25 protein-coding genes are annotated in these 24,945 nt (G+C 36.3%); all 25 read right to left on the bottom strand.

Annotated elements, in window-relative coordinates; all coding sequences use genetic code 11:
- Positions 1 to 2 precede the first annotated feature (2 nt).
- Positions 3 to 323, bottom strand: a complete 321-nt coding sequence (locus MHH81_RS06385) for a YlxQ family RNA-binding protein (protein WP_340919210.1) — start codon at positions 321 to 323, stop codon at positions 3 to 5.
- On the bottom strand, positions 320 to 598 hold the full coding sequence (rnpM, locus tag MHH81_RS06380) for an RNase P modulator RnpM (protein ID WP_340919208.1): 279 nt from the start codon (positions 596 to 598) through the stop codon (positions 320 to 322). The genes MHH81_RS06385 and rnpM overlap by 4 nt, the downstream gene beginning before the upstream one ends.
- 25 nt (positions 599 to 623) lie before the next feature.
- The gene (gene nusA / locus MHH81_RS06375) at positions 624 to 1,751 is read right to left on the bottom strand and encodes a transcription termination factor NusA (RefSeq protein ID WP_340919206.1); all 1,128 of its coding nucleotides are present in this window, start codon (positions 1,749 to 1,751) and stop codon (positions 624 to 626) included.
- A 22-nt stretch (positions 1,752 to 1,773) separates the two neighbouring features.
- A complete protein-coding gene (rimP, locus tag MHH81_RS06370) occupies positions 1,774 to 2,253 on the bottom strand; it encodes a ribosome maturation factor RimP (protein ID WP_340919204.1) in 480 nt (159 codons plus the stop codon).
- 134 nt (positions 2,254 to 2,387) lie between these two features.
- Positions 2,388 to 6,701 carry a PolC-type DNA polymerase III gene (locus MHH81_RS06365; protein WP_445678072.1) on the bottom strand — a complete coding sequence of 1,438 codons (4,314 nt, stop codon included), beginning with the start codon at positions 6,699 to 6,701 and terminating at the stop codon, positions 2,388 to 2,390.
- 85 nt (positions 6,702 to 6,786) lie between these two features.
- Positions 6,787 to 8,046 (bottom strand): RIP metalloprotease RseP, encoded by a 1,260-nt coding sequence (gene rseP, locus MHH81_RS06360; RefSeq protein ID WP_340919203.1) that lies wholly within the window; start codon positions 8,044 to 8,046, stop codon positions 6,787 to 6,789.
- Between the two features lie 42 nt (positions 8,047 to 8,088).
- Positions 8,089 to 9,237: a 1-deoxy-D-xylulose-5-phosphate reductoisomerase gene (locus tag MHH81_RS06355; protein WP_340919200.1), complete on the bottom strand. Its 1,149-nt coding sequence runs from the start codon at positions 9,235 to 9,237 to the stop codon at positions 8,089 to 8,091.
- Positions 9,238 to 9,254: 17 nt separating this feature from the next.
- Positions 9,255 to 10,046, bottom strand: a complete 792-nt coding sequence (locus MHH81_RS06350; protein ID WP_340919197.1) for a phosphatidate cytidylyltransferase — start codon at positions 10,044 to 10,046, stop codon at positions 9,255 to 9,257.
- The gene (locus tag MHH81_RS06345; protein WP_340919195.1) at positions 10,043 to 10,837 is read right to left on the bottom strand and encodes an isoprenyl transferase; all 795 of its coding nucleotides are present in this window, start codon (positions 10,835 to 10,837) and stop codon (positions 10,043 to 10,045) included. The genes MHH81_RS06350 and MHH81_RS06345 overlap by 4 nt, the downstream gene beginning before the upstream one ends.
- Positions 10,838 to 10,960: 123 nt before the next feature.
- Positions 10,961 to 11,518 (bottom strand): ribosome recycling factor, encoded by a 558-nt coding sequence (gene frr / locus MHH81_RS06340; protein ID WP_340919192.1) that lies wholly within the window; start codon positions 11,516 to 11,518, stop codon positions 10,961 to 10,963.
- Positions 11,518 to 12,243: a UMP kinase gene (gene pyrH, locus MHH81_RS06335; RefSeq protein ID WP_340919190.1), complete on the bottom strand. Its 726-nt coding sequence runs from the start codon at positions 12,241 to 12,243 to the stop codon at positions 11,518 to 11,520. The genes frr and pyrH overlap by 1 nt, the downstream gene beginning before the upstream one ends.
- Before the next feature lie 106 nt (positions 12,244 to 12,349).
- Positions 12,350 to 13,234, bottom strand: a complete 885-nt coding sequence (tsf, locus tag MHH81_RS06330; protein ID WP_340919188.1) for a translation elongation factor Ts — start codon at positions 13,232 to 13,234, stop codon at positions 12,350 to 12,352.
- A gap of 89 nt (positions 13,235 to 13,323) precedes the next feature.
- Positions 13,324 to 14,043, bottom strand: coding sequence for a 30S ribosomal protein S2 (gene rpsB / locus MHH81_RS06325; RefSeq protein WP_340919186.1), 720 nt, complete (start codon positions 14,041 to 14,043; stop codon positions 13,324 to 13,326).
- Between the two features lie 149 nt (positions 14,044 to 14,192).
- Positions 14,193 to 14,669 (bottom strand): DUF6115 domain-containing protein, encoded by a 477-nt coding sequence (locus MHH81_RS06320; RefSeq protein ID WP_340919184.1) that lies wholly within the window; start codon positions 14,667 to 14,669, stop codon positions 14,193 to 14,195.
- An 8-nt stretch (positions 14,670 to 14,677) separates the two neighbouring features.
- The gene (locus MHH81_RS06315) at positions 14,678 to 14,980 is read right to left on the bottom strand and encodes an RNA polymerase subunit sigma (RefSeq protein ID WP_340919181.1); all 303 of its coding nucleotides are present in this window, start codon (positions 14,978 to 14,980) and stop codon (positions 14,678 to 14,680) included.
- A 19-nt stretch (positions 14,981 to 14,999) separates the two neighbouring features.
- The gene (locus MHH81_RS06310; protein ID WP_340919179.1) at positions 15,000 to 15,773 is read right to left on the bottom strand and encodes a FliA/WhiG family RNA polymerase sigma factor; all 774 of its coding nucleotides are present in this window, start codon (positions 15,771 to 15,773) and stop codon (positions 15,000 to 15,002) included.
- A gap of 80 nt (positions 15,774 to 15,853) precedes the next feature.
- The gene (locus MHH81_RS06305; RefSeq protein ID WP_340919177.1) at positions 15,854 to 16,147 is read right to left on the bottom strand and encodes a hypothetical protein; all 294 of its coding nucleotides are present in this window, start codon (positions 16,145 to 16,147) and stop codon (positions 15,854 to 15,856) included.
- On the bottom strand, positions 16,147 to 16,644 hold the full coding sequence (locus MHH81_RS06300; RefSeq protein ID WP_340919173.1) for a chemotaxis protein CheD: 498 nt from the start codon (positions 16,642 to 16,644) through the stop codon (positions 16,147 to 16,149). The genes MHH81_RS06305 and MHH81_RS06300 overlap by 1 nt, the downstream gene beginning before the upstream one ends.
- A 1-nt stretch (position 16,645) precedes the next feature.
- On the bottom strand, positions 16,646 to 17,275 hold the full coding sequence (locus MHH81_RS06295; RefSeq protein WP_340919171.1) for a chemotaxis protein CheC: 630 nt from the start codon (positions 17,273 to 17,275) through the stop codon (positions 16,646 to 16,648).
- A 3-nt stretch (positions 17,276 to 17,278) separates the two neighbouring features.
- Complete coding sequence (locus MHH81_RS06290; RefSeq protein WP_340919169.1) at positions 17,279 to 17,734, bottom strand: chemotaxis protein CheW; 456 nt, start codon at positions 17,732 to 17,734, stop codon at positions 17,279 to 17,281.
- Between the two features lie 32 nt (positions 17,735 to 17,766).
- Positions 17,767 to 19,824, bottom strand: a complete 2,058-nt coding sequence (locus MHH81_RS06285; protein WP_340919168.1) for a chemotaxis protein CheA — start codon at positions 19,822 to 19,824, stop codon at positions 17,767 to 17,769.
- A gap of 14 nt (positions 19,825 to 19,838) precedes the next feature.
- The gene (locus MHH81_RS06280) at positions 19,839 to 20,921 is read right to left on the bottom strand and encodes a protein-glutamate methylesterase/protein-glutamine glutaminase (RefSeq protein ID WP_340925142.1); all 1,083 of its coding nucleotides are present in this window, start codon (positions 20,919 to 20,921) and stop codon (positions 19,839 to 19,841) included.
- A 4-nt stretch (positions 20,922 to 20,925) separates the two neighbouring features.
- Positions 20,926 to 21,792: a MinD/ParA family protein gene (locus MHH81_RS06275; protein WP_340919165.1), complete on the bottom strand. Its 867-nt coding sequence runs from the start codon at positions 21,790 to 21,792 to the stop codon at positions 20,926 to 20,928.
- A complete protein-coding gene (gene flhF, locus MHH81_RS06270) occupies positions 21,776 to 22,891 on the bottom strand; it encodes a flagellar biosynthesis protein FlhF (RefSeq protein WP_340919162.1) in 1,116 nt (371 codons plus the stop codon). The genes MHH81_RS06275 and flhF overlap by 17 nt, the downstream gene beginning before the upstream one ends.
- Positions 22,888 to 24,921 (bottom strand): flagellar biosynthesis protein FlhA, encoded by a 2,034-nt coding sequence (gene flhA / locus MHH81_RS06265; RefSeq protein WP_340919160.1) that lies wholly within the window; start codon positions 24,919 to 24,921, stop codon positions 22,888 to 22,890. The genes flhF and flhA overlap by 4 nt, the downstream gene beginning before the upstream one ends.
- Positions 24,922 to 24,945 lie beyond the last annotated feature (24 nt).

Raw genomic sequence — 24,945 nt, 5'->3', positions numbered from 1 at the left:
GCTCACCCCCGGTTATATTCGTTGAGAAGGCCGGACAGTTTTTTAGCGAAACCGTCATCCATAATGGCTATTGCCACTCTGGCCTCTTTTCCCGTCGCATGTCCGAGATCGTGCCGGTCTCCAAAGACATGCAGCTCAACGTTAAAAGATGCACTTTTATCATTAATTTTTTTTGATGTATTTTTAGAAGCATCAGTCGAAATAATTACTAATTTAGCTTTCTGGCTTCTTATTTCTTTTACGACTAATTCTTCGCCTGAAATAGTTTTCCTTGCTCGTGTAGCAAGGCCAAGTAACTGTAAAATTTGCTGCTCTATTGTCATTTTAGTTTTTCTCTTTCAATAATGACGATTAATTCATCATATATTTCACTTGGGACGGACGCTTCTAAATGATTGCCAAGTGAATTTTTCTTTTTCGCTTGGTTCACTGCTTCGATCGTTTTAGATACGTAAGCGCCACGACCAGATTTTTTGCCAGTCAGATCCACGCTCACTTCTCCTTCTTTCGAGCGAACAATACGAATCATTTCTTTTTTGGGAAACATTTCGCCAGTAGCAACACATTTACGTAATGGAATTTTCTTTTGAATAGCCATACACGCTCACCATCCTTGCTTATTCTTACTCTTCGTCTTTATAGAAGTCAAAGTCATCCATTTCATCTAAGCTTTCGACAACCACTTGAGGAGAATTTTCATTAGGGTAAATTCCTAATTCTCTTGCATCTGTCTCACTTTTAATATCAATTTTCCAACCAGTTAATTTAGCAGCAAGTCGTGCATTTTGACCTCTTTTACCAATTGCAAGCGAAAGTTGATAATCTGGAACGACAACTGTAGTAGACTTTTCTTCTTCGTTCACTTGTACATCTAACACTTTAGAAGGACTAAGTGCATTTGCAACAAAAATTACTGGATCTTCTGACCATTCTACAATGTCGATTTTTTCTCCACTTAATTCATTAACAATCGTTTGAACTCGTGCACCTTTTGCTCCAACACAAGAACCTACTGGATCTATTTCATCATTATGAGCAAATACAGAAATTTTTGAACGGTCTCCTGCTTCACGAGCAATTGATTTAATCTCAACAATTCCCTCGAAAATTTCCGGAACTTCCATTTCAAATAAACGACGAAGCAATCCAGGATGTGTTCTTGATACAAAAACTTGTGGTCCGCGTGTTGTGCGCTCTACTTTTGTAATATACACTTTTATACGGTCATGAGGACGAAACGTTTCTGTTTGGATTTGCTCATTCACAGGTAATACTGCTTCGACTTTACCTAAACCAACGTAAATATTACGTGCATCTAGACGCTCTACAATACCATTTACGATATCATCTTCACGATCCACATATTCTTCATAAATTAAACCACGCTCTGCTTCACGTACACGTTGTGTAACAACTTGTTTCGCAGTTTGAGCAGCAATACGTCCAAAATTACGTGGAGTTACTTCTTGTTCTACAACATCACCAATTACAAAATGAGGATTAATAATTTGCGCATCTTCTAATGAGATTTGTAAACGATCATCCGCAACTTCCTCTACCACATCTTTACGAGAATAAACAAGCATTGTTCCATTTGCCAAGTTAATATCTACACGAACATTTTGTGCTTGGTTAAAATTTCTTTTATATGCCGTCACTAATGCCGCTTCAATTGCATCTATTAAAACATCTCTTGAAATTCCTTTTTGCTTCTCTAGCGCAGTTAACGCATCTAATAAATCACTACTCACAGCTATCACTCCTCAATATACATTATGCAGAGAAATCGATTGCTAAACGAGCAAGCGCAATTTTCTCTTTTTCGATTTGGATTTTAATTCTTCTTGTTTTCACACGTACTTCGATTAATACGCCTTCTTCAGCTGAATAAGAAAGTAATGTTCCTTCAAATTCTTTTGCGCCTTTTACTGGCTCATACGTTTTAATGAAGACAAATTTCCCTACTGCTGCAACGAAATCAGCATCTTTTTTCAGAGGTCTTTCAGCCCCAGGAGATGAAACTTCTAAGAAGTAATTCTCTGTTATTGGGTCCACTTCATCTAATTTTTCGCTTAGTTTTTCACTAACTTGAGCACATTGCTCAATATCTATACGACCAGTTGGAGTATCAATATAGATGCGCAAGAACCAATCGCGACCTTCTTTTACGTATTCGATATCTACGAGCTCTAAGTTCAACTCTTGTAAAATCGGTACTACAAGCTCTTCAATTTTACTAGTAATATTACTCATATAAGCCTCCTACACAACAATGATTTTCTATATAACAACAGAAAAGAGCGGGAAATCCCACTCTTTCGTCACAGAACTATGAAACATTGGTAGTTTTATATTACCATACCATTGGCTTTCTTGCAAATTCCATACTAAAACAACGATAGCTGATTAGCGTCAGGAAGCCCTTCTAAACAACCCATAACATCCAAATACTCGATAATTGTTTTCGAAACTTTCCCTCTTTGTTGGAGGTCTTCCTTCGATAAAAATTCACCATCTTGTCTTGCTTTAACAATTTGTATGGCAACATTTGTTCCTAAGCCAGGGATGGCATCGAAAGGTGGAATAAGTGTATCTCCTTCAATTGTAAACTCATTTGCTTTTGATTTGTACAGATCTACTTTTTGCATTCTAATACCACGCTCTGACATTTCAAGTGCAATCTCTAAAACAGTTGCTAAGCTTTTCTCTTTATTAGACACTTCCAATCCTTTTGCATTGATTTCACCTAATTTTGCCCGCATAGTTTGTGAACCATTTATCATGGATATTAAATCAAAATCTGACGCTCGGACTGTAAAATATGCCGCATAATATAGTATTGGAAAATGTACCTTGAAATATGCAATACGAACTGCCATTAATACGTATGCAGCAGCATGCGCTTTCGGGAACATGTATTTGATTTTTTTACAAGACTCAATGTACCAATTTGCTACACCTTGAGATTTCATTTCTGCTTCAAACTCTGGAGATAATCCTTTTCCTTTACGGACAGATTCCATAATTTTAAACGCTAATGATGGCTCTAAGCCTTGATATATTAAATAAACCATAATGTCATCTCGACAACCGATAACATCTGAAAGCTGACATGTTCCGTCTTGAATCAACTCTTGAGCGTTACCAAGCCATACATCTGTCCCATGGGAAAGTCCAGAAATTTGGACAAGCTCAGAGAAAGTAGATGGTTTTGTTTCTTCTAACATTTGTCGAACAAACCGAGTACCAAACTCTGGAATACCTAACGTACCAGTTTTACAATCAATTTGCTCTTCTGTCACACCTAGTGATTCCGTTCCACTAAATATTTTCATCACTTCTGGATCGTCTGTCGGAATTGTTTTTGGATCAATTCCTGATAAGTCTTGCAGCATACGAATAACGGTCGGATCATCGTGGCCAAGTATATCGAGTTTTAATAAGTTATCGTGAATCGAGTGGAAGTCAAAATGGGTTGTTTTCCATTCCGAATCTTGAGCATCCGCAGGAAATTGAATAGGCGAGAAATCATAAATGTCCATATAGTCTGGAACTACAATGATTCCACCTGGATGTTGACCTGTTGTTCGCTTAACGCCTGTACACCCTTGAACTAAACGATCTATTTCTGCTCCACGTAACGTTAAATTATTGTCATTTGTATACCCTCGAACATATCCATAAGCCGTTTTCTCAGCAACTGTTCCGATTGTTCCAGCTCTAAACACGTAATCCTCACCAAATAGCTCCTTTGTATAGTTATGTGCGATTGGCTGATACTCTCCACTAAAGTTTAAATCTATATCCGGAACTTTATCCCCTTTAAACCCAAGGAAAGTTTCGAACGGTATATCTTGTCCTTCTTTTACATAAGGAGTATCGCATTCCACACAGTTTTTATTTGGCAAGTCAAAACCTGAACCAACAGAGCCGTCTAGGAAAAACTCCGAAAGCTGACAGTTTGGACAAACATAATGAGGCGGTAATGGGTTTACTTCTGTTATTTCCGTTAAAGTTGCAACTAATGAAGATCCTACCGACCCACGGGATCCAACTAAATATCCGTCATCCAATGATTTTTTCACTAGTTTATGTGAAATTAAGTAAATAACCGCGAATCCATGTCCAATAATCGAAGTTAATTCCTTTTCTATTCTTGCTTCTACAATTTCGGGAAGATTGTCTCCGTAAATTTCTTTCGCTTTTGAATAAGTTAACGATCGAACTTCTTCATCTGCCCCTTCAATTTTTGGAGTATATAAATCATCCTTAATTGGTTTGATGTCCTCTATCGAATCTGCGATCTTTTGTGGGTTCGTCACAACTATCTCTTTAGCTAAATCTTCGCCTAAGAAAGAAAAAGCATCTAGCATTTCATTCGTCGTTCGAAAATGCACTTTCGGTAGTTCATGTCGATTAAGTGGATTTGCTCCACCTTGTGAGTTCACTAAAATCTTTCTAAAAATCGCGTCATTTTCATGTAAGTAATGTACATTTCCAGTTGCTGCTACAGGAAGATTTAGTTTTTTCCCTAATTTAATCATTTTACGAATAATATCTTCTAGATTCCACTCATCGCGAACAAGCTCCATTTGAAGCAAATGGGAGTATACTTCTTTCGGATGAATTTCTAAATAATCATAAAACTTCGCAATTTCTTCTACTTGTTCAAGAGGCTTTTGCATAAGTCCTTCAAAAACTTCCCCTTTATCACAACCAGAACCAATAATTAAACCCGCTCGATGCTTTTGCAATACGGATCTTTTAATTCTAGGCACTCGATAAAAAGTATTTATATGTGAAAGGGATACTAATTTAAATAAGTTTTTAAGCCCTTCCTCATTTACTGCTAAAATTGTACAGTGCGATGGTCTTGCTCTTTTAAACGAATCACCTTGACCTATATGTTTATTAAAATCATCATGGAATTGAATATCTTGTTCTTCAGCTTCTTTCAATAAATGTAGCAGTAAATATCCAGTTGCTTCACAGTCAAAGATTGCTCGGTGAGCCTGTGTTAACTCAATATTAAACTTTTTAGCTAAGGAACCCAGACGATGCGTTTTTAGCTCAGGATGTAGGAATCTTGCAAGCTCTAATGTATCAATAACAGGGTGGGTAAAATGATCAATGCCACATCTACGATAACCTTCATATAAAAACCCCATATCGAAGGATGCATTATGCGCAACAATGATTCCATCCCCAATAAATTCGTAAAAATCTCTAATTACATCTTCTATTTCTGGGGCACTTCGAACCATATCATCTGTGATGCCAGTTAATTCAATCGTTGTTGCAGAAAGCGCATGATGTGGGTTTACAAATCGCTCAAATTTATCAATGATATTTCCATTTTGCATTTTCACTGCAGCAAGCTCAATAATTTTGTCATACGTTGCAGACAAACCTGTTGTCTCTACGTCAAACACAATATACGTAGCGTCTTCTAGTGAAAGATGTTGTTCATCATAAGCTATCGGTACACCGTCATGAACAAGATTTGCTTCTAGGCCATACAAAATTTTAATTCCATTCTTTTTTCCAGCAGCATATGCTTCCGGAAATGATTGAACGTTTGCATGATCCGTAATGGCAATTGCTTTATGACCCCATTTTGCAGCTTGCGATACTATTGCGGAGACAGAAGAAACTGCGTCCATTTGACTCATCGGACTATGCATATGTAATTCTACTCGTTTTTCTTTAGCTGTATCCAACCGAACTACTGGATTTATCTCACACATATCTTGTGCCATGATAATTAGGTCTCGTACAAATGTATCATTTTGTACGGAACCTCTCACTTTAAGCCACATACCCTTTTGGAGGCGTTCCATCATCTGTGCATCTTCTTTATCTCTAGAGAACATTTTCACAAGAATAGAATCTGTATAATCAGTAAGCTTCACAGTTAAAAGCGAACGTCCACTTCTAAGCTCTTTTACCTCCACGTCAAATACAAAACCTTCTATTGTCACTCTTCGTTCTTCATCTTGTATGGAGCGTATTTCAATAATTGGTTCTTCTTTCTTAAGCGGAACACCTAGTTGGAATGGCCCCTCTAACGCAGAATCTCCATTTTCTTGACGTTTTTGATCTCTCTTTTGTAAATCATCTAACGCTTTTTTGCCGAGCTCTTCTTCTTCTAATCGTCGCTGTTCTAAAAAGGCAACTTGAGCTTCCGCTAAGGCCTGTGTATCTTCTACTAAACGAAAATCGAAGGCCATCCTTGGAAAACCAAATCCTTCATACACATCGGCTAGCTGCTCTACATATTTCTTTTTAAAAGTTCGTAGTTGTAGATCTTGTCCACACGTTAATTGGACCATTTGACCATTCCACTCTGGCTGTTGTTGAAGCAAACAATCTTTTAGAGGTGGAGCCATATCACTTAACTCTTTTAGCACACTTGTCCAATATTCTTTTATTAGAGGTTCTGAGACTTCATTGCTTTGACATTGGATTTTCAGTAATACGCTTGCGATACCTGAAAATTTTTCCTGTATGCGAGTTTGCAAAATAGTAAAAACTTCGATTGGAAGAATAGCGGTTATATTAATTTGAAAATGCCATTGTCTTATTTTTTTATGAACGGTAAATCTAGTAATCGATGCATTTTCAAAATGCTTTACGAAAGAATCCTCTGTTAACTCTAGTTGTTGCAACAATAAGTGCATTCTCATTTTGCCATCTTGCATAATAGCGATTCCCTCCTTTTATAACTATTAACAGAAAAAGAAAGGAAAGTTCATAATAAAGAACTTTCCCTTCTTGAAATTTGGGTTAAAAGAAAAACCGTTGTATATCATTCCACGTCACTACAACCATCAATACCATCAGAAGCATGATTCCAACAAAATGCACCATACCTTCTTTTTGTTTATCAATCGGTTTTCCACGTAGTGCTTCGAATAAGAAGAATAATAGTCGACCACCATCAAGCGCTGGTAGTGGTAAAAGATTCATAATTCCTAAGTTAATACTTAAAATTGCCGCCCAGTGCATCAAATTAAATACACCATATTGCGCAACTTCTTCTGTTGCTTTATAAATTCCTACTGGACCAGATAAATCATCTATTGAAAAATTCCCTGTAATTAAAGTTCCTAATAAAGTAAATATCCGCACTGTCCACTCATATGTTTGCTGCGCACCAAAAACGACTGCTTGCACAGGATTTTTTTCTAATGGGCTCATATATTGAACACCAATTTGTCCAACTTTTTCTTCTCCAGACTCCACTGCATTCGGAGTCATAGAAAATTCTAGCACTTCACCATTTCGATCAACAGTAAAATTCATGCTTTCATTTGGACTTACCTTGACTTTTTCTGAAAGTTCGTCCCATGTTGTAATTGGGCTACCATTAATTCCTGTAACTAAATCTCCGTCTTTTAATCCTGCTTGTGCTGCTGGACTATTTTCCATTACAGTTGTGATTACAGGTTCATTTGTTGGCACACCTTGTAGTAATCCTAGTAATAAAAAGATGAAAAAAGCTAAGATAAAGTTAAAAAGTGGCCCAGCAAAGATAGCCAGTGATCTTTGGCCAACTGTTTTTGAACCGAATTGACGATCATAAGGTGCAATAAATGTTTCTTTTCCATTTTCAATGATAACAGCATTTCTAGCTATTTTATATCGAACCAAACGTTCTTCTTCATTGTAGCCTTCAATGAACATTTCTTTCATCAAATCAGATTTCTCAACTTCTAAAAAAAGCATATCTGCGAATTGCTTATTTTGGTTGAGTACAATTTGATCAATTTCATTGTCATTGTTTATGCGAATCCCAACTCTATATCCAGGCTGCAATTCGACAGAGTCTAAATCTTCCCCCGCCATTCGAACATATCCACCTAAGGGTAATAATCGAATGGTATAGAGTGTCTCTCCTTTAGTCATTCCAAATATTTTAGGACCAAAACCGATAGCAAACTCTCTAACCATAATGCCAGCTCTTTTAGCAAAAATAAAATGCCCTAGTTCATGAAAGAATACGATACTTCCAAATATTATTATAAACGCAATGGCCGTCTCCATTATATCCCACCTTTATCCTACAACTCGTCTTAGATTATTCCATCATTTTATCATGTTTTGAACGCTTTTTCTCGTCTGAGCATCTACATGTAATATTGTTTCTAAATCTGGACTTGAAATTACCTCATGTTCATCCATTGCACGTTCAATTAGCTCATCTATCATTAAGAAGCCAATTTTCTCTTGTAGAAATAATGCTACTGCTGCTTCATTTGCTGCATTTAATACGGTTGTCATCGTTCCACCCGCTCTTCCTGCATCAACAGCTAGCTTCAGCGCATGATATCTCTCGTAATCCATCTCTTCAAAATGTAGTTTGCCAATCTCTGCTAAATTTAAACGAGATGCATTCCCACGAGATAAACGATTTGGATAGGATAAAGCGTATTGAATTGGTACTCGCATATCAGGAGTACCTAATTGGGCGATAACACTCGTATCTTTAAATTCAATCATGGAATGAATGATACTTTCCCGATGTAGCAACACCTCGATATCATCATATGAAATATCAAACAATACGCGAGCTTCAATAACTTCTAATCCCTTATTCATCATCGTTGCAGAATCAATTGTAATTTTAGAACCCATCGACCAATTTGGATGATTTAATGCATCTTTTACCGTAACATTTTTCAACTCTTCTCGTGATCGATCTCGAAAACTTCCACCAGATGCTGTAATAATTAGTTTTGCAATTTCCGATTTCTTTTCTCCATTCATTGCTTGAAAAAGTGCAGAGTGCTCACTATCGACAGGAAGTATAGAGACATTGTTTTCTTTTGCTGCTTGCATCACTAAATGACCAGCAGTTACCAACGTTTCTTTATTTGCAATAGCAATCGTAATTCCTTTTTTTATTGCTTCTAATGTTGGGTTTAATCCTACACTTCCAAGTACTGCATTTACAAGTACATCCGCATTTGTATGTGCAGCAACTTGCACTAAACCTTCATCCCCAAAAACTACTTCTACTTTCGGAAAATCTTTTTGAAGTTGTCGAGCATCTTCCTCATGTAAAACAGATACAACTTCTACAGAAAAATCATTTAAAATCTTTCTAGTCTCTTCTAAATTTTTACCTGCAGAACATGCAACTAATTGAAATTGTGATGGATGTTCTTTTATAATATCCAACGTTTGAATTCCAATAGAACCAGTTGCTCCTAATAAGCTTATTCTTTTTGTCATGAAATAATGTCGTCTCCTTATAAGAAATGTAAAAAGTGAAGTAATGGTATGACAAAAAGAAGACTGTCAAAACGATCTAAAATCCCACCATGTCCCGGCAATAAATTACCTGAATCTTTTACATTATAATGTCTTTTTATCGCGGACTCTACTAAGTCACCTAACTGGCCAAAAATAGACGCAGCAATTGTTATCCCTATTAATACTAAATAAGAAGAAGTGAGCGGGCTAATCCATTGAATAATAAAAGCTGTAACTAGTGCCCAAACAATTCCACCTACAAATCCTTCGACTGTTTTATTTGGCGAGATTTCTGGCCAAAGCTTACGTTTACCAATTTTTCTACCTGTAAAATAAGCGCCTGAATCAGTTGTCCAAACTACTAATAATGCAAAAATCACATACGATAATCCAATATTCCTTGTTTCTATGAAATAATAGAATCCAACCCCCACGTACAAGGTACCCAAAATAACAAATGCCGCATCATCAAACGTAAAATGATTTTTTACTAATACGGTATAAATAAGTAATAGAAAAACAGCAACAAATATCCATTCCAGCTTCGTATGGCCTGTTACTTCTAATACGTCCTTCGTAATCGATGAAGGCAATAAAAGCATAAATAAAAGTAACAATGATACAATACCAGCAAATGAAAATAACTGTATTCCCTTCATTCGCAACATTTCATTTAAACCAACTGCTGCTATTATGTAAATAAGAATTGTAAATACAGGTCCTCCTAACAGCACAATTGGAAGAAAAAGCGCTAAAGCAATAGCACCTGTTATTATTCGTTGTTTCAATTAACTTCTTCCCCCTTAAGACCACCATATCTTCGATTCCTCTTTTGATAACTTTCAATCGCATCCATAAGACAAGCTTCGTCAAAATCTGGCCATAATGTATCTGTAAACCAAAATTCTGTATACGCAAGTTGCCAAAGCATAAAGTTACTTAAACGAACTTCACCACTTGTACGTATCAATAAATCCGGCTCTGTTAAATTTTTTGTCATTAAATAATTATTCAACAAGTCCTCAGAGATTGTATCTGCAGAAATTTTTCCTTCTTGGACTTCTTGCGCTATTTTTTGCACCGCTTGAACTATCTCATCTCTGCTTCCATAGTTCAGAGCAAAATTTAATATTAAACCATCATTACTCGCGGTTTGCTCCATTGCTCGTTTAACGGCTCTTTTCGTATGCTCCGGGAGCAATTCAATATTTCCCATCATTTGAACTTGAACATTTTGCTCAATTAGCTCAGGTAAATACGTTGCTAGAAATTCTTCTGGTAAGCGCATTAAAAATTCTACTTCTATTTTAGGTCTTTTCCAATTTTCAGTAGAAAAAGCATACAACGTTAATGTTTTTATACCTACTTCATTTGCAAATCGAGTTATTTTCTTTACTGTCTTCATTCCTTCATGATGACCTGCTACACGTGGCAAGGACCTTTTTTTAGCCCATCTACCATTCCCGTCCATAATAATTGCTATATGGCCCGGTAATTGTTCTTGTTGGGCTTTTTCTTTTCGATCATTTACATGTATACTTATCGTTTTTTCATTCTTACGAATAAGTCTTTTCAGCATTCTCAAACCCCCACTTTAAACCAACTCAGAACATATATATCCTATCATATCATATCAAATAAATCCTAATATAAAAAGACGTCCTACTAAAAGGACGCCTTTTCCAAACAAAAAGTTCAAAACTTATACTTCTAAAATTTCTTTTTCTTTATCTTTTGTAATTGCATCGATTTTTTCAATATTAGAGTCCGTAAGTTTTTGAATCTCTTCCGCATAGTTTCTTAATTCATCTTCTGTGATAGCACCAGATTTTTCTAACTTTTTAAGGTCATCATTACCATCACGACGAACATTGCGAATATTAACTTTAGCTTCTTCTGCTTCTTTTTTCACTTGTTTTACTAAGTCTTTACGACGCTCTTCCGTTAGAGCAGGAATAGCAATACGAATGATCGACCCATCATTAGTAGGGGTAATTCCTAAATCTGACTTCATAATCGCTTTTTCGATATCACCAAGAACCGACTTATCGTAAGGTTGGATTGTGATTAATCGAGCTTCTGGAGTTGCAATACCAGCCATTTGATTGATTGGTGTTGGAGCACCATAGTAATCAATAGAAATTTTGTCAAGCAATGATGCATTAGCACGACCAGCTCGAATTGAAGCAAGTTCTCTGCTATAAACTTGAATCGATTTGGACATCTTATCCTTGGTTTGCTCAATTACTTGTTTCGGCATTATGAATTCCTCCTAACGACTGTACCTATTGTCTCACCTAGAACAGCCTTTTTAATGTTTCCATTTTCCATTATTGAGAATACAATAAGTGAGATATCATTGTCCATACATAAAGTAGACGCTGTTGAATCCATCACTTGTAACCCTTGTTGAATAACTTCAATAAATGAAAGCTCGTCGTATTTAACTGCTGTTTTATCGGTTTTTGGATCAGCTGAATATACGCCATCTACATTATTTTTAGCCATCAAAATGACATCTGCTTCAATCTCAGCTGCTCTAAGAGCCGCTGTTGTATCTGTCGAGAAGTATGGATTTCCTGTTCCTGCCGCAAAGATAACTACTCGCTTCTTTTCTAAGTGGCGGATTGCTCTTCTACGTATGTAAGGCTCAGCCACTTGTCGCATTTCGATGGAAGTTTGAACACGCGTTTCAATTCCTGATTTTTCAAGTGAGTCTTGTAAAGCAAGAGAATTCATTACTGTAGCAAGCATTCCCATGTAGTCAGCTGTAGCACGATCCATGCCCATTTCACTGCCTACTTTTCCTCGCCAAATATTTCCTCCGCCTACAACTACTGCGACTTCAACACCAAGGTCCACTACTTCTTTCACTTGTTCTGCTACAGACTTAATTATTTCAGGAGATAATCCGAAACCTTGTTCTCCAGCTAACGCTTCGCCACTCAGTTTTAAAACAATTCTTTTGTATTGTGGGTTGCTCATAGGTATCCTCCATCTCTCTTCTTTAAAAATAGGGAACACAAATTACGTGCTCCCTAGTTTTTCTGACTATTTAACGAAGAATACGAATCGTATTCTTCCTATTTTATTAGTTACCTTTAACTTGGCTCATTACTTCTTCAGCAAAGTTATCTTCGCGTTTTTCAATACCTTCACCAACAGCGTAGCGAGTGAATGATTTTAAGTTTCCACCAGTAGATTCAACGAATACGCGAACTTTTTGATCTGGATTTTTAACGAAAGATTGGTCAAGTAAGCACACATCTTCGAAATATTTCCCAAGGCGACCTTCTACCATTTTCGCAACGATATTTTCAGGTTTACCTTCGTTTAAAGCTTGTTCCGTTAATATTTTACGCTCATGTTCTACTGCTTCAGCAGATACTTCATCACGAGAGATATAAGCAGGGTTTAATGCTGCAATATGCATTGCAACGTCTTTCGCTGCTTGAGTATCAGTAGTACCTTCAATAACTGTAAGAACACCAATGCGTCCACCCATATGTAGGTATGGACCAAATGCATCAGCATCTGTTTTTGTTTCAATTACGAAACGACGAAGTGTTATTTTTTCTCCAATTTTAGCAATTGCATTTGAAATAACGTTTTCTACTGTTAGATCGCCTTCGATTGTTGAAGCTAGTGCCACTTCTAATGAAGCCGGTTCAGTTGCTAATAAATGAGTAGCAACTTGTTGTACTAACTGTTGGAATGCTTCGTTTTTAGAAACGAAATCTGTTTCTGCATTCATTTCTAATAATACAGCTTTGTTTCCTTCAACTGAAATGTAAGTTGTACCTTCAGCTGCGATACGATCTGCTTTTTTAGCTGCAGAAGAAAGACCTTTTTCACGTAAAAAATCAATCGCTGCTTCTAAATTACCATCTGTTTGAACTAATGCTTTTTTACAATCCATCATACCTGCGCCAGTTTTTTCACGCAATTCTTTTACCATCTGAGCTGTAACTGCCATTATAAATTCCTCCTAGTACAATTAAGGTCGATTTCTCAAAAAAAGGTGATAAGTGGTTTGGCCGCTTATCACCTGTTACTTACTTCTTCTTACTCAGCAGCAACATCAGCTGTAGCTACTTCGTCTTCACCTTGTCTTGCTTCAAGTAATGCATCCGCCATTTTAGCTGTTAATAATTTAACCGCGCGAATTGCATCATCATTTGCAGGAATTACATAGTCGATTTCATCTGGATCACAGTTTGTATCAACGATTCCTACTAATGGAATGTTAAGTTTACGAGCTTCTGCAACAGCAATACGCTCTTTACGAGGGTCAACAACGAACATTACATCCGGAATAGCTTTCATATCGCGGATACCGCCTAAGAATTTAACTAGACGTTCGTGTTCTTTTTTAAGTTGAACAACTTCTTTTTTAGGAAGTACAGAGAAAGTACCGTCTTCTTCCATTTTTTCGATAGCTTTTAGACGAGATACACGTTTTTGAATAGTACCGAAGTTTGTTAAAGTACCACCTAACCAACGTTGGTTGATGTAGTAGTTACCTGAACGCTCTGCTTCGTCTTTAATAGCTTCTTGAGCTTGTTTTTTAGTTCCAACGAAAAGAACTTTCCCACCGTCTTGACCTACTTGACGCATGAAGTCATAAGCTTCTTCTAATTTTTTCACCGTTTTTTGAAGATCGATGATGTAGATTCCGTTACGCTCAACAAAAATGAATTTTTTCATTTTTGGATTCCAACGGCGAGTTTGGTGACCGAAGTGTACACCAGCCTCAAGTAATTGTTTCATAGAGATTACTGACATGTTTGTTTCCTCCTGGTTTGGTTTAGTCTTCCGCATTCATCATTTTTCATTAGCTACTCTATTGAAAGAGCACCTGCTAATTCCATCCGAACTGCGTGTGTATTCATACCGTATTGTAATATACCACACATATTTCATTCTTTCAACTATTAATCCTTAAATTTTAAGAAAAGCTCTACTTCTGTTTTACCCAATTGTAACAGCTTCGCAATTTCTTCTATACTTTTTCCTTCGGAATGGTGATAAAATACCTTTTCTTTTATGGTAACAGGAACTTTCTTCTCTGAAGCTTCAGCTGTTTTTAGATAGCTATTTGCTGCAAGTTTTTTCGAAACAAATGATTTAGGAAGCTCAAAGGATGGAGTTTCTACTATGGTTTCTTTTTTCATTTCACTAGTAGTCGCTGCTATGGATACTTCCGTATTTTTTAACTCTTGCAGCAGTCGATTGTTTTCGTCTTTCATTTCTGCAATGTAAGCGCTAAATGAATCTTCTATCTCTGCTAGCACTTGTTCTTGCTTATTTTCTATATCCTTAAATTTAGTAAACTTTGCATTTAATAACGCTATAAAATAAAAACTGATGATCTGAAGTATAAATAATACTACTAATATGGTAGATATCATAGCTGCTCCTATCCACTAAAATCCACAAAATTCCCTTTAAAAGGATGCTTTGTCTCTTTCATTTCTTGTTCTTTTTTTTCTCTTTTTTTCCGCTCTTGTTCTGCTTGCTCTCTTTCACGATCCTCAAGACTAGCTTCCTCAGCACTATTTGATTTTATAACCGTTTCTCTATTCTTTTCTAACTGTCTTTCTGAGGCTGCTTGTGCATTAGATTGATGAATGGAACTTTGTTGTTGAAGCTGATCTGCTACCTTTCCAGCATCGAACGTTTTAGGTATTGCAATTTGAAGTTCAACACCTTTCAAACTCATAGCAATGACCTCCTATAAATTATGTATTCATCATTTCATTCACTAATAGTTTACGAAGCTTAAATAAAGCCTTTGAATGGATTTGCGAAATTCTTGAAGTAGACAAACCAAGCATTTCACCAATTACTGTCAATGTTAACTCTTCTGTATAAAATAAACTTAAAACTAGTTGTTCATTCTCATTCAACATTTGAATTTGACTTGCAAGATCATGGAGTAATTCTTGTTTTACCATCTGCTGTTCAGGGGTTATTTGAGAATCATCTCTTATCACAAACGACTTGCTTTCCAATTCATCATTTTCTTGTATTTGTTCATCCATGGATAGGACGTTCGAAAAGAAGTGTTCTTGGACTGTTTGGTAAACTTCCTCTACTGGTATTTCAATAAAATTAGAAATTTCTTCAGCGGTGGCATGCCTCATTAGTTTTTGTTCTAATTCTTCTATTTTGGAATCTAGTTTTTTCGCTTTCTCACGAGAAGACCTTGGTAACCAATCTTCTTTTCTTAATCCATCTATAATTGCTCCTCTAACTCGGAATGAAGCATACGTATCGAATTTTAAGTCTCGTGAATAATCAAACTTGTTTAACGCATCAAATAAGCCCATCATTCCAAGGCTTTTAAGTTCGTCTCTTGATATATTTTTGGGGATACTTGCACCGATACGTTGTACGTGATAAGTAACAAGGGGAGTATATTTACGTAGAAGTAAATCTCCAGCTTGAGGATCTTTGCTTTCACTCCATTGCTTCCAAAGGAGCTGTTCCTCTGTCGAATTTTGTTTTGCCACAATTATCCTCCTTTCGAATATATCGCATCTATTAGTATATTGTAACAAATGGGGAGCCGAAAAACATCGACTCCCCATTTTCATTCATCCTTTAACAGACTTTTTACTATTTCAGCATATTTTTCGGATGTTATTTCTGGTTCTGCTGCAACATCTGGTGAAACTACAACCATTTCTTGCTCTATGTTAACGGGATTTTCCATAACAAAGCCAATTATTGCCCTTACTATAAATGTTAGTACAAAAAAGATAATAGCCAAGACGCTAGCGTTAAATAAAATACTCAACCCTTCCATAAATGGATACGCTGAAAAAAAGTAAATACTAAAAGCGAATAGAGCTACCCAAAAGTTTGAAAGAATTGTCCCAACCATTAAATATCTCTCACTCCTTGGTTCACCGTCCGAATGTTTAGCAGATTAGTGGCGGGGTTAAACTCAATCGTTCTCCCACTATTTCCACCTGTATCTTCTGAAACAATCGGTATGGAATATTTTTTTAAGTACTCCTTTACAGCCTCGACATTTCTTGGTCCAATACGCATCGTGTCTCTACTTGAAGAAAACTGGAACATTTGTGCACCTCCAGCAATTTTTGCACGTAATTTAAAAGGTTGAACGCCTTCTAATTTTAGTTGTTCTATCATTGCAGGAATTCCTGTATCTGCAAATTTTGCAACATTTATTGTTTCTGTTCTTCCTAGGCTAGAATCTGGCAACATGACATGAATTAACCCTGCTATTTGCGATCGTTCATCAAACAGTACGACCCCAACACATGAACCAAGTCCAGAAGTCCGAATAGTATCCGGAGCCTTTGCAATATTCATATCTGCAATTCCAACTTTCACAACTTGACCTTGTCCAATCATGCTATTGAACTCCTAGTGCATTAAATATAGCTTGAAATGACTCCGGATTTGGCAATAAGAAGAAATGTCCTTTAACACTTTCTCCGTTCGGCGCGTCCTCCTCGTTAAGTGCAGTGTCAATGACAATGACGTAATCGCTAACGTGAGAAACCTCCACTAATCCAAAGCTAATAATAGCTCCAACCATATCAACACTTAAGGCTGGTACTGTTGGATAAATTTTCAACCCCGTAAAATCAGAAAGGGCGGACAAATAAGAACCCGAAAGAATATTTCCTAATTCCTGCATGGCAGAAGCGGCTATTTCAGAAACTTGTCCAAATTGAAAATCCAAACTTTCATCATGTATTAATCGTTGAATAAATCGATTGGCTTGTTCTACAGGTAAAACAAAAAACATGCTACCTGAAACATCACCTTCTATTTGAAGATAAATTCCAGCCACAACACTTTCGGGCCCTCCAGCTAAATCCATCATATCGTCGAAAGAAACCATCTCAACTTTTGGAACTTTCATATCAATTTTTTTGTTTAGTAATGTAGACAAGGCAGTTGCTGCATGTGCCGCGCCAATATTACCAATTTCTTTTAAAACATCTAAATGCATCGAAGTAATATTTTTTTCGTACATATATTAAACACCTGACTTTATCGGATTTAATACATGATTCAAATGAAGCAATATTAACAAACGACGATCTAATTTTGCCACTCCTGCTATAAAGTCTTGTTCCAAACTGCCCACTACTTCTGGCTGAGGTTCTATTGAATTAGAAGGTATATCTAACACATCATTCGCAGAATCTACAATTACGCCAACATTCATATCCTCTAGCGAAATGATTATTATGCGAGTAGAATCGTCTAATTCACTTTCACCAAGACCAAAACGATTCTTTAAGTCTATTATTGGTGTAACTACCCCTCTTAGATTAATTACTCCTTTAACAAAAGAAGGCGTTTTAGGCACTCTTGTAATATGAATTAATTTTTCAATTCCTTGTACCTGACTTACAGGAATAACGTATTCTTTATCTGCTAGTTGAAAAACAACTACTTTTAAATTTTGCACATCAATAGCTTGTGTCATATAGTTTAGCATCCTTCCCAAGAGAATTACTCTTATATTATCAATGCATTGCAATCTACAATTAGCGCAACTTTACCATTTCCTAAAATTGTTGCTCCTGAAATAGCAAACACACTAGATAAGTATGTTCCAAGCGATTTCAACACTATTTCTTGTTGACCTATAAATGAGTCTACTACTAGCCCAGCTAATTTATCTCCTTTACGCACAAGAACTACTGAGTGGAATTCTTCTTTTGTACTTTCTCTAGGAACATCAAAAACATCTTCTAAAAATACTAATGGCACTACTTTTCCACGGAAATCAATTACTTTTTGATTGTGCGCATTTAAAATATCCGATGAACGAATAATTGCCGTTTCAATGATTGAAGAAAGTGGAACAGCATAAATTTCCTCTCCAAGTTCAACTAACATAACCGAAATGATAGAAAGTGTTAAAGGTAATTGAATAGAGAATAATGATCCTTTTCCTTCTGTTGAAGAAATATCAATGGATCCCCCAAGAGATTCAATAGTTGTTTTTACAACATCTAAACCAACGCCTCTCCCAGAAACATCTGAAATGACATCAGCAGTAGAGAACCCCGAAGATAAAATAAGTTCTGCAACTTGTTTATCACTCATGCTAGGAGCAACTTCTGCGCTAACAATTCCTTTTGCAATTGCTTTTTTTAATACTTTTGCGCGGTTTATACCAGCACCATCATCTTCGATTTCGATAAAGACATGATTTCCACTATGAAATGCACGAAGTATAACAGTACCTTCTTCTGGTTTTCCATTTGCTTTCCTAATTTCAGGGCTTTCTACTCCATGATCTAAAGAATTTCGAATAAGGTGAACAAGCGGATCCCCAATCTCATCAATTACCGTACGATCTAATTCCGTCTCTGCACCAATGACTTCAAGTTTAATCTTTTTATTTAAATCTCTTGCTAATTGTCTCACCATACGAGGGAATCGATTGAATACTGTTTCTACCTGCACCATTCGCATATTTAGAATTATATTCTGAAGATCACCGGTAATACGTGACATACGTTCAACAGTTTCATCTAGTTCACTATTATGAAGATCCTCCGAAATAGATTGCAGTCGACCTCGATCAATAACTAGTTCCTCAAATAAATTCATCAAAATATCTAAACGTTCAATATTTACACGAATTGTTTTACTACCTTGATTTTGATTCTTAGGGGATGAGGACTTTTCTCCTTCAACCGATTTTATTTCAGTTGAAGTATTCTTAACCTCGACTACTTCTGAAACATTTGGTTCCGCTTGTTTTTTGTCTATTGCTTCCTGTTGACGATTTTTTAACTGTTCAATTGTAACGGAATTCACAAGTACTTCTGTTACTTCAGACACTTTCATTAATTTCTTTTGCACATCTTCTTTTGGCTCTGTCGTAACTAAAGCAATGTAGAATATTTCATCAAAATCTTCATCTTCCAATTTCTCAACGGAAGGAGAAGATTTAATAACTTCTCCCATTTTCTCAAGTAACTCAAAAACCATATAGACACGTGCGGCTTTTAACAAGCAATCTTCACGTAATTTCACAGAAATCTCATACGTTTGATAATCTTGTTCAGATGATTGCTGAATAACAGTTAATTCATAATCATCGTATGTCAACCAGTTACCGTCAGGCGTAATTTCTACAGAAATATTTTTTTCCAAAGTAGTTGCTGCGACTGGAGCTTCTTCTCCCGTTTCAATCAAGTGTAATTTTTGAACAGTTTCTGCTACGTCTAATTTCCCTGTTCCACCTGCAGCGATATCTAAAACCATTTCTTCTAATTGATCTACTGCTATAAAAACAACGTCCAATAAGTCAGGTGTTACATGTAAACGATTGTTTCTTATTTCATCTAACACATTTTCCATTTTATGCGTTAAATTTGCTATGTCTTCGTAGCCCATTGTTGCTGACATACCTTTTAATGTATGCGCTGATCGGAAGACTTCGTTAACAATTGCAATGTTTGCTGGATTTTTTTCTAATTCTAATAAATGTTCATTACAAGCTTGTAAATGTTCCTTGCTCTCTTCTATAAACATCTCTAAATATTGATTCGTATCCATTCATTAACACCCCTTTAAGGCAAGAATTGTATGATAGCATTTGCTATATTTTCTAAGTCTGCTACTTCATCCACTAACTTTGTTTCAACCGCAGCTTTTGGCATTCCGTATACCACACAAGTGTTAGCTGATTCTGCGATTGCCATTACATTGCCATTTTTCTTTAACTTTTGAAGACCTCTAGAGCCATCAGATCCCATTCCAGTCATTATGACAGCTATTTTATCAAAATCATCATAACGACAAGCGTCTTCCAACAAAACATCTATTGCAGGTCTATGGCCCGCTCGAGGTGGCTCTTTATCATCCAGAACAATCGTATAGGTACTCCCTGTTTTTTGCATCCGCATATGAAACCCACCCGGGGCAATATAAGCATGTCCATCCCGTATGATGTCTCCATGTTCTGCTTCTTTTACTTCAATTTTAGATAATTGATTTAATCTCGCCGCTAACGATTTTGTAAATCCTGCTGGCATATGCTGTACGATTAATACAGGTGCTTTCATGTTTTTTGGAAGCTTTGGAATTACTTCCTGAAGTGCTCTAGGACCACCAGTTGATGTACCGATAATAACCATCTTTTTATTATTTTTGCTCCACTTTTGAACCTTTATAGGTACAAGAGCTTTTCTATCTTCTGCTATGGTTGATAGTGTTACAGCAGGTTTTTTCATTTTACTCATGGTTACATTGGCAGCATTTTCTACTTTTTTTACTAGTTCATCTTGAATTTTATGTAAATCTAATGAAATGGTTCCACTTGGCTTTGCAACAAAGTCTATTGCACCATATTCCATTGCTAAAAGGGTACTTTCCGTCCCTTTTAGTGTCGTACTAGAAAGCATGACAACAGCAACTGGTGTTTCGGACATAATTTGTTTTAGAGCATCTAAACCATTCATTTCAGGCATCTCTACATCCAATGTTACAACGTCAGGCTGGAGCACTTTTATTTTTTGAATTGCATCCTTACCATTTCGAGCAATTCCAGCCACTTCTATTACTTTACTATCAATAAAAAAGTCACTTATTAGTTTTCGCATAAAAGCGGAATCATCCACAATTAACAATTTCTTTTTTTGTAATAACTCCATCATTTCACGCCCTTCCTGAAAAGAGACTTTTCAAACGAGAAATGAATTTACTTTGTTTTGAAGTTGGTTCTTCTTCCAGCTTATAATCTGTGAATCTATTTACTATTTGCTTCATTTTTTTTGTTATTTCTGCATTCGGATAGAGAATGGAGAAGGGTACTTGCTCTTTTACTGATTTTCGAACAACCGGATCCTCTGGTAAAGTCCCTAATACGAAAACTTCTTTCGATAAAAATCTAGACATTGCTAATTCTAATCTAGAAGTAGTATCAATACCCTCTTCCTCCGAAAATGCTCGATTACAAAGCAGAAAGAAATTTTTATCCGGATCTTTGTAATAAATATATTTCATCATAGAGTATGCATCTGTTATAGAAGTTGGTTCTGCAGTCGAAATGACAATAATATCATCTACGGAAACCAATAAATCTAATGCCTGGCTTGTGGCACCTGCCCCCATATCAAATACAATATAGTCGTAGTGTTTTTGTAAATATTCAAAGGCTTGTATTAACCTGCTAAACATTTCTTCTGTCCATTCCATGACACCTGACAGGCCAGATCCTCCAGAGATATATTGAAGGTTATTTGGCCCTTCGAACAATACCTCTTCAATCGATTTTTCCCCTACGAGATAATCTTTCAAGTTGGCGGGAGTAGTTTTACCTAGTAAAATATGAATATTCCCCATACCTATATCCATATCAATTAGAACAACTTTTTTTCCAATTCCACTTAAAGTAGTAGTAAAGTTAGTAGAAAAATTACTTTTACCAACTCCACCTTTTCCGCTTACAACCGCAATAGAGCGACCTAACTTGTTTTGGCTTTGGAGCATTCGCATTCTTAATTCTTCAGCTTGGTCTCTCATAACGAATCCCCTTCAAAAGTAAATTGAGCAATTCATTTAGATTAGATTCAACGATATCTTCCGGGACTTCTTGACCATCCGTATAGTAAGCAAGTCCTTTCTTATATTTAACCATTAAATTAATAACGGAGCCAATAGAATTTGTTTCATCAATCTTTGTAAAGATAAATTTTTCAATAGGAAACTCATTAAATTGTTCGATAATTACTTCCATATCTTTTTGCTTAGAGGTAGAAGAAAGCACTAGATATGTCTCCGTATTTCCTTTTAAATCAATAAGTTTTTGTAAATCTTCTACAAACTTTACTTCTTTATAATTTCGTCCTGCAGTATCAATAAACACAATATCCAGTGCTTCAAACTTTTTCATTGCCTCTTGTAAATCTTTCTCGTTATACACAATTTCAATTGGAGCTTGTAGCAACCCAGCATATGTTTTCAGTTGCTCAATTGCTGCAATTCGGTATGTATCCGTAGTGATAAATCCTACTTTTTTCTTCTTCTCTAAAACTGCGCGAGCAGCCATTTTCGCTATGGTCGTCGTTTTTCCTACGCCTGTAGGGCCCAACACATTTATGTATTTCCTAGTATATGAAATACCGCCAAAAGGTAACTTATCCAACTGTGAGGATAAGCATTTTTTTATATATGTCATTTGCTCCTCTATACTCAAAGGTTCTTTGCAACTCTTGACATGCACAAAAAGCTCATCACTAACTGTTGTGATAAGCTCTTCTGCTAATTCTTGCTCATGTAAATAATTGATTATAATTTTCATTTCCTCTGGATACATATTACTTGAATGAGGACGTTGGATGGATTTTACCATTTGCTTTAAATCTTCTAATTCTTTCTTAATTTCCACAGAGGCATTTACTGATTGTTCTTTTGAAATAACAGGACTCTCTGTTTGTTTAATTGGGTTATCAAATGTATCCGTTCCAGCTAGTACTTCAATAGACTTCTTTTTAAACAAGCCTAAAAAACCTTTAGAATAAACAACTTTTGAATTTAAGATGACAGCTTCTTCGCCTAATTCTTGTCGTATTAACTTCATTGCTTCAGGCATAGTACTAGCCGTATATTTTTTCATCTTCACTCTACATTCACCACCCCAACGCTTTGTACCTCAATAGAAGATTCTAACTCATTATATGAAAGAATCGGAATTTGAGGGAAATATCTTTCCGTCATCTGCCTTAAATACATTCGAACTGCTGGTGAGCATAAAATAATTGGAGATTGCTCCATTAACGAAGCACGTTCAATTTCTCTCGCCATAGATTCTAAGATTGCTTGTGAATCATTCGGATCAATAGATAAGTAGTTTCCATGCTCCGTTTGTTGAATGCTATCCGCAATTAGTTTTTCTACTTTACCAGAGACCGTTAATACTTTTAATACATGATTATTTCCAGCGTACTGTGAAGTTATTTGTTTCGCTAATGATTGTCTCGTATACTCTGTCAATATATCGACATCTGAAGTCATTTTTGAATAGTCGGCAAGTGTTTCAAATATTATTGGTAAATTACGTATAGAAACATGCTCTTTAAGTAAATTACTTAATACTTTTTGAATTTCACCAACTGTTAATGGAGTTGGGGTCAACTCGTCCACAAGGATTGGATATGTTTCTCTAATATGATCAATCAATTGTTTTGTCTCTTGTCGTCCTAACAACTCATGTGCATTGTTCCGAATAATCTCGGTCATATGTGTCGAAACAACACTAGGGGGATCTACTACTGTATACCCCAGTATCTCGGCTTCTTCTTTTACTGATTCTGTAATCCATTTTGCTGGTAGTCCGAATGAAGGCTCGATGGTGTCAATTCCTTCAATGGAATCGTCATCTCCAGGACTCATCGCTAAATAATGATCCAGTAATAATTCGCCTCTGGCCATTTCATTTCCTTTAATTTTAAGACGATATTCGTTTGGTTGAAGCTGAATGTTATCACGTATACGAACAACAGGGATAACAATACCGAGTTCTAATGCAAGTTGTCTTCGAATCATGACAACTCGATCAAGTAAGTCTCCACCTTGTGCCGCGTCTACTAAAGGAATAAGCCCATATCCAAATTCAAATTCGATAGGGTCCACATTTAATAGGTTAATAACATTTTCAGGGCTTTTCATATTATCAGTAGTAACTTCCTCTTCAAATTCTTCTAACTCTACTGGGTCTTCTTTTCTCGCCTTACTCATCATATAAGCCCCAACGATAAGTACAATGGATATAGGGAATGTTAATAGTGGTCCAATAGGAGTAACCACTCCGAGAAGAGCAATGGATGCAGCTGCAACGTAAAGCAGTTTAGGCTGATTAAATAATTGATCCGTAATGTCTCCGCCAAGATTCCCTTTAGAAGCGGCTCTTGTAACAACAATCCCAGTTGCTGTAGAGATTAATAATGCTGGAATTTGAGATACAAGACCGTCTCCTACAGTTAATGTAGAAAAAAGAACCGCTGCTTCCTGAAAAGGAAGCCCAAATTGTACAACACCAATGATAATACCAAATAAAAGGTTAATAATAACAATTATTATTCCAGCAATGGCATCACCTTTTACGAATTTTGTTGCACCATCCATCGCCCCATAAAAGTCTGCTTCTCCACTAACTTTTTCTCTCCGTTCTCTTGCTTCTTTTTCAGAAATCATTCCTGCATTTAAATCTGCATCTATACTCATTTGTTTACCTGGCATCGCATCCAGTGTAAAACGCGCCGCTACTTCAGATACACGCTCTGCCCCTTTAGTAATAACGATGAATTGAATAATTACTAAAATAGCAAACACTACCAAACCAACTAACATATTTCCACCAGTAACAAAGGTACCAAAAGTTTCGACTACTTTACCAGCATCTCCTTCAGATAAAATAGCTCTCGTTGTAGAGACATTCAGTGCAAGTCTAAATAAAGTTACAAGTAATAAAAGAGTTGGAAAGACTGAAAACTGTAAAGCCTCTTGCATATTCATAGCGGTCATTAAAATCAATAACGCTATTGTAATATTAACGATAATCAGAAAACTCAATAACCAGTGTGGAAGAGGTATTACTAGCATAGCCACAATTGAAATTACAGCTGCTAATACGGATATATCACGGACTTGCATATACTTCCACCTCAATCTTTACCT

The organism is Psychrobacillus sp. FSL H8-0484 (assembly GCF_038005325.1).
Classification (GTDB): Bacteria; Bacillota; Bacilli; order Bacillales_A; family Planococcaceae; genus Psychrobacillus.
Note: the sequence above shows the minus strand (reverse complement) of the source record. Positions and strands in the feature narration are given on the sequence as shown.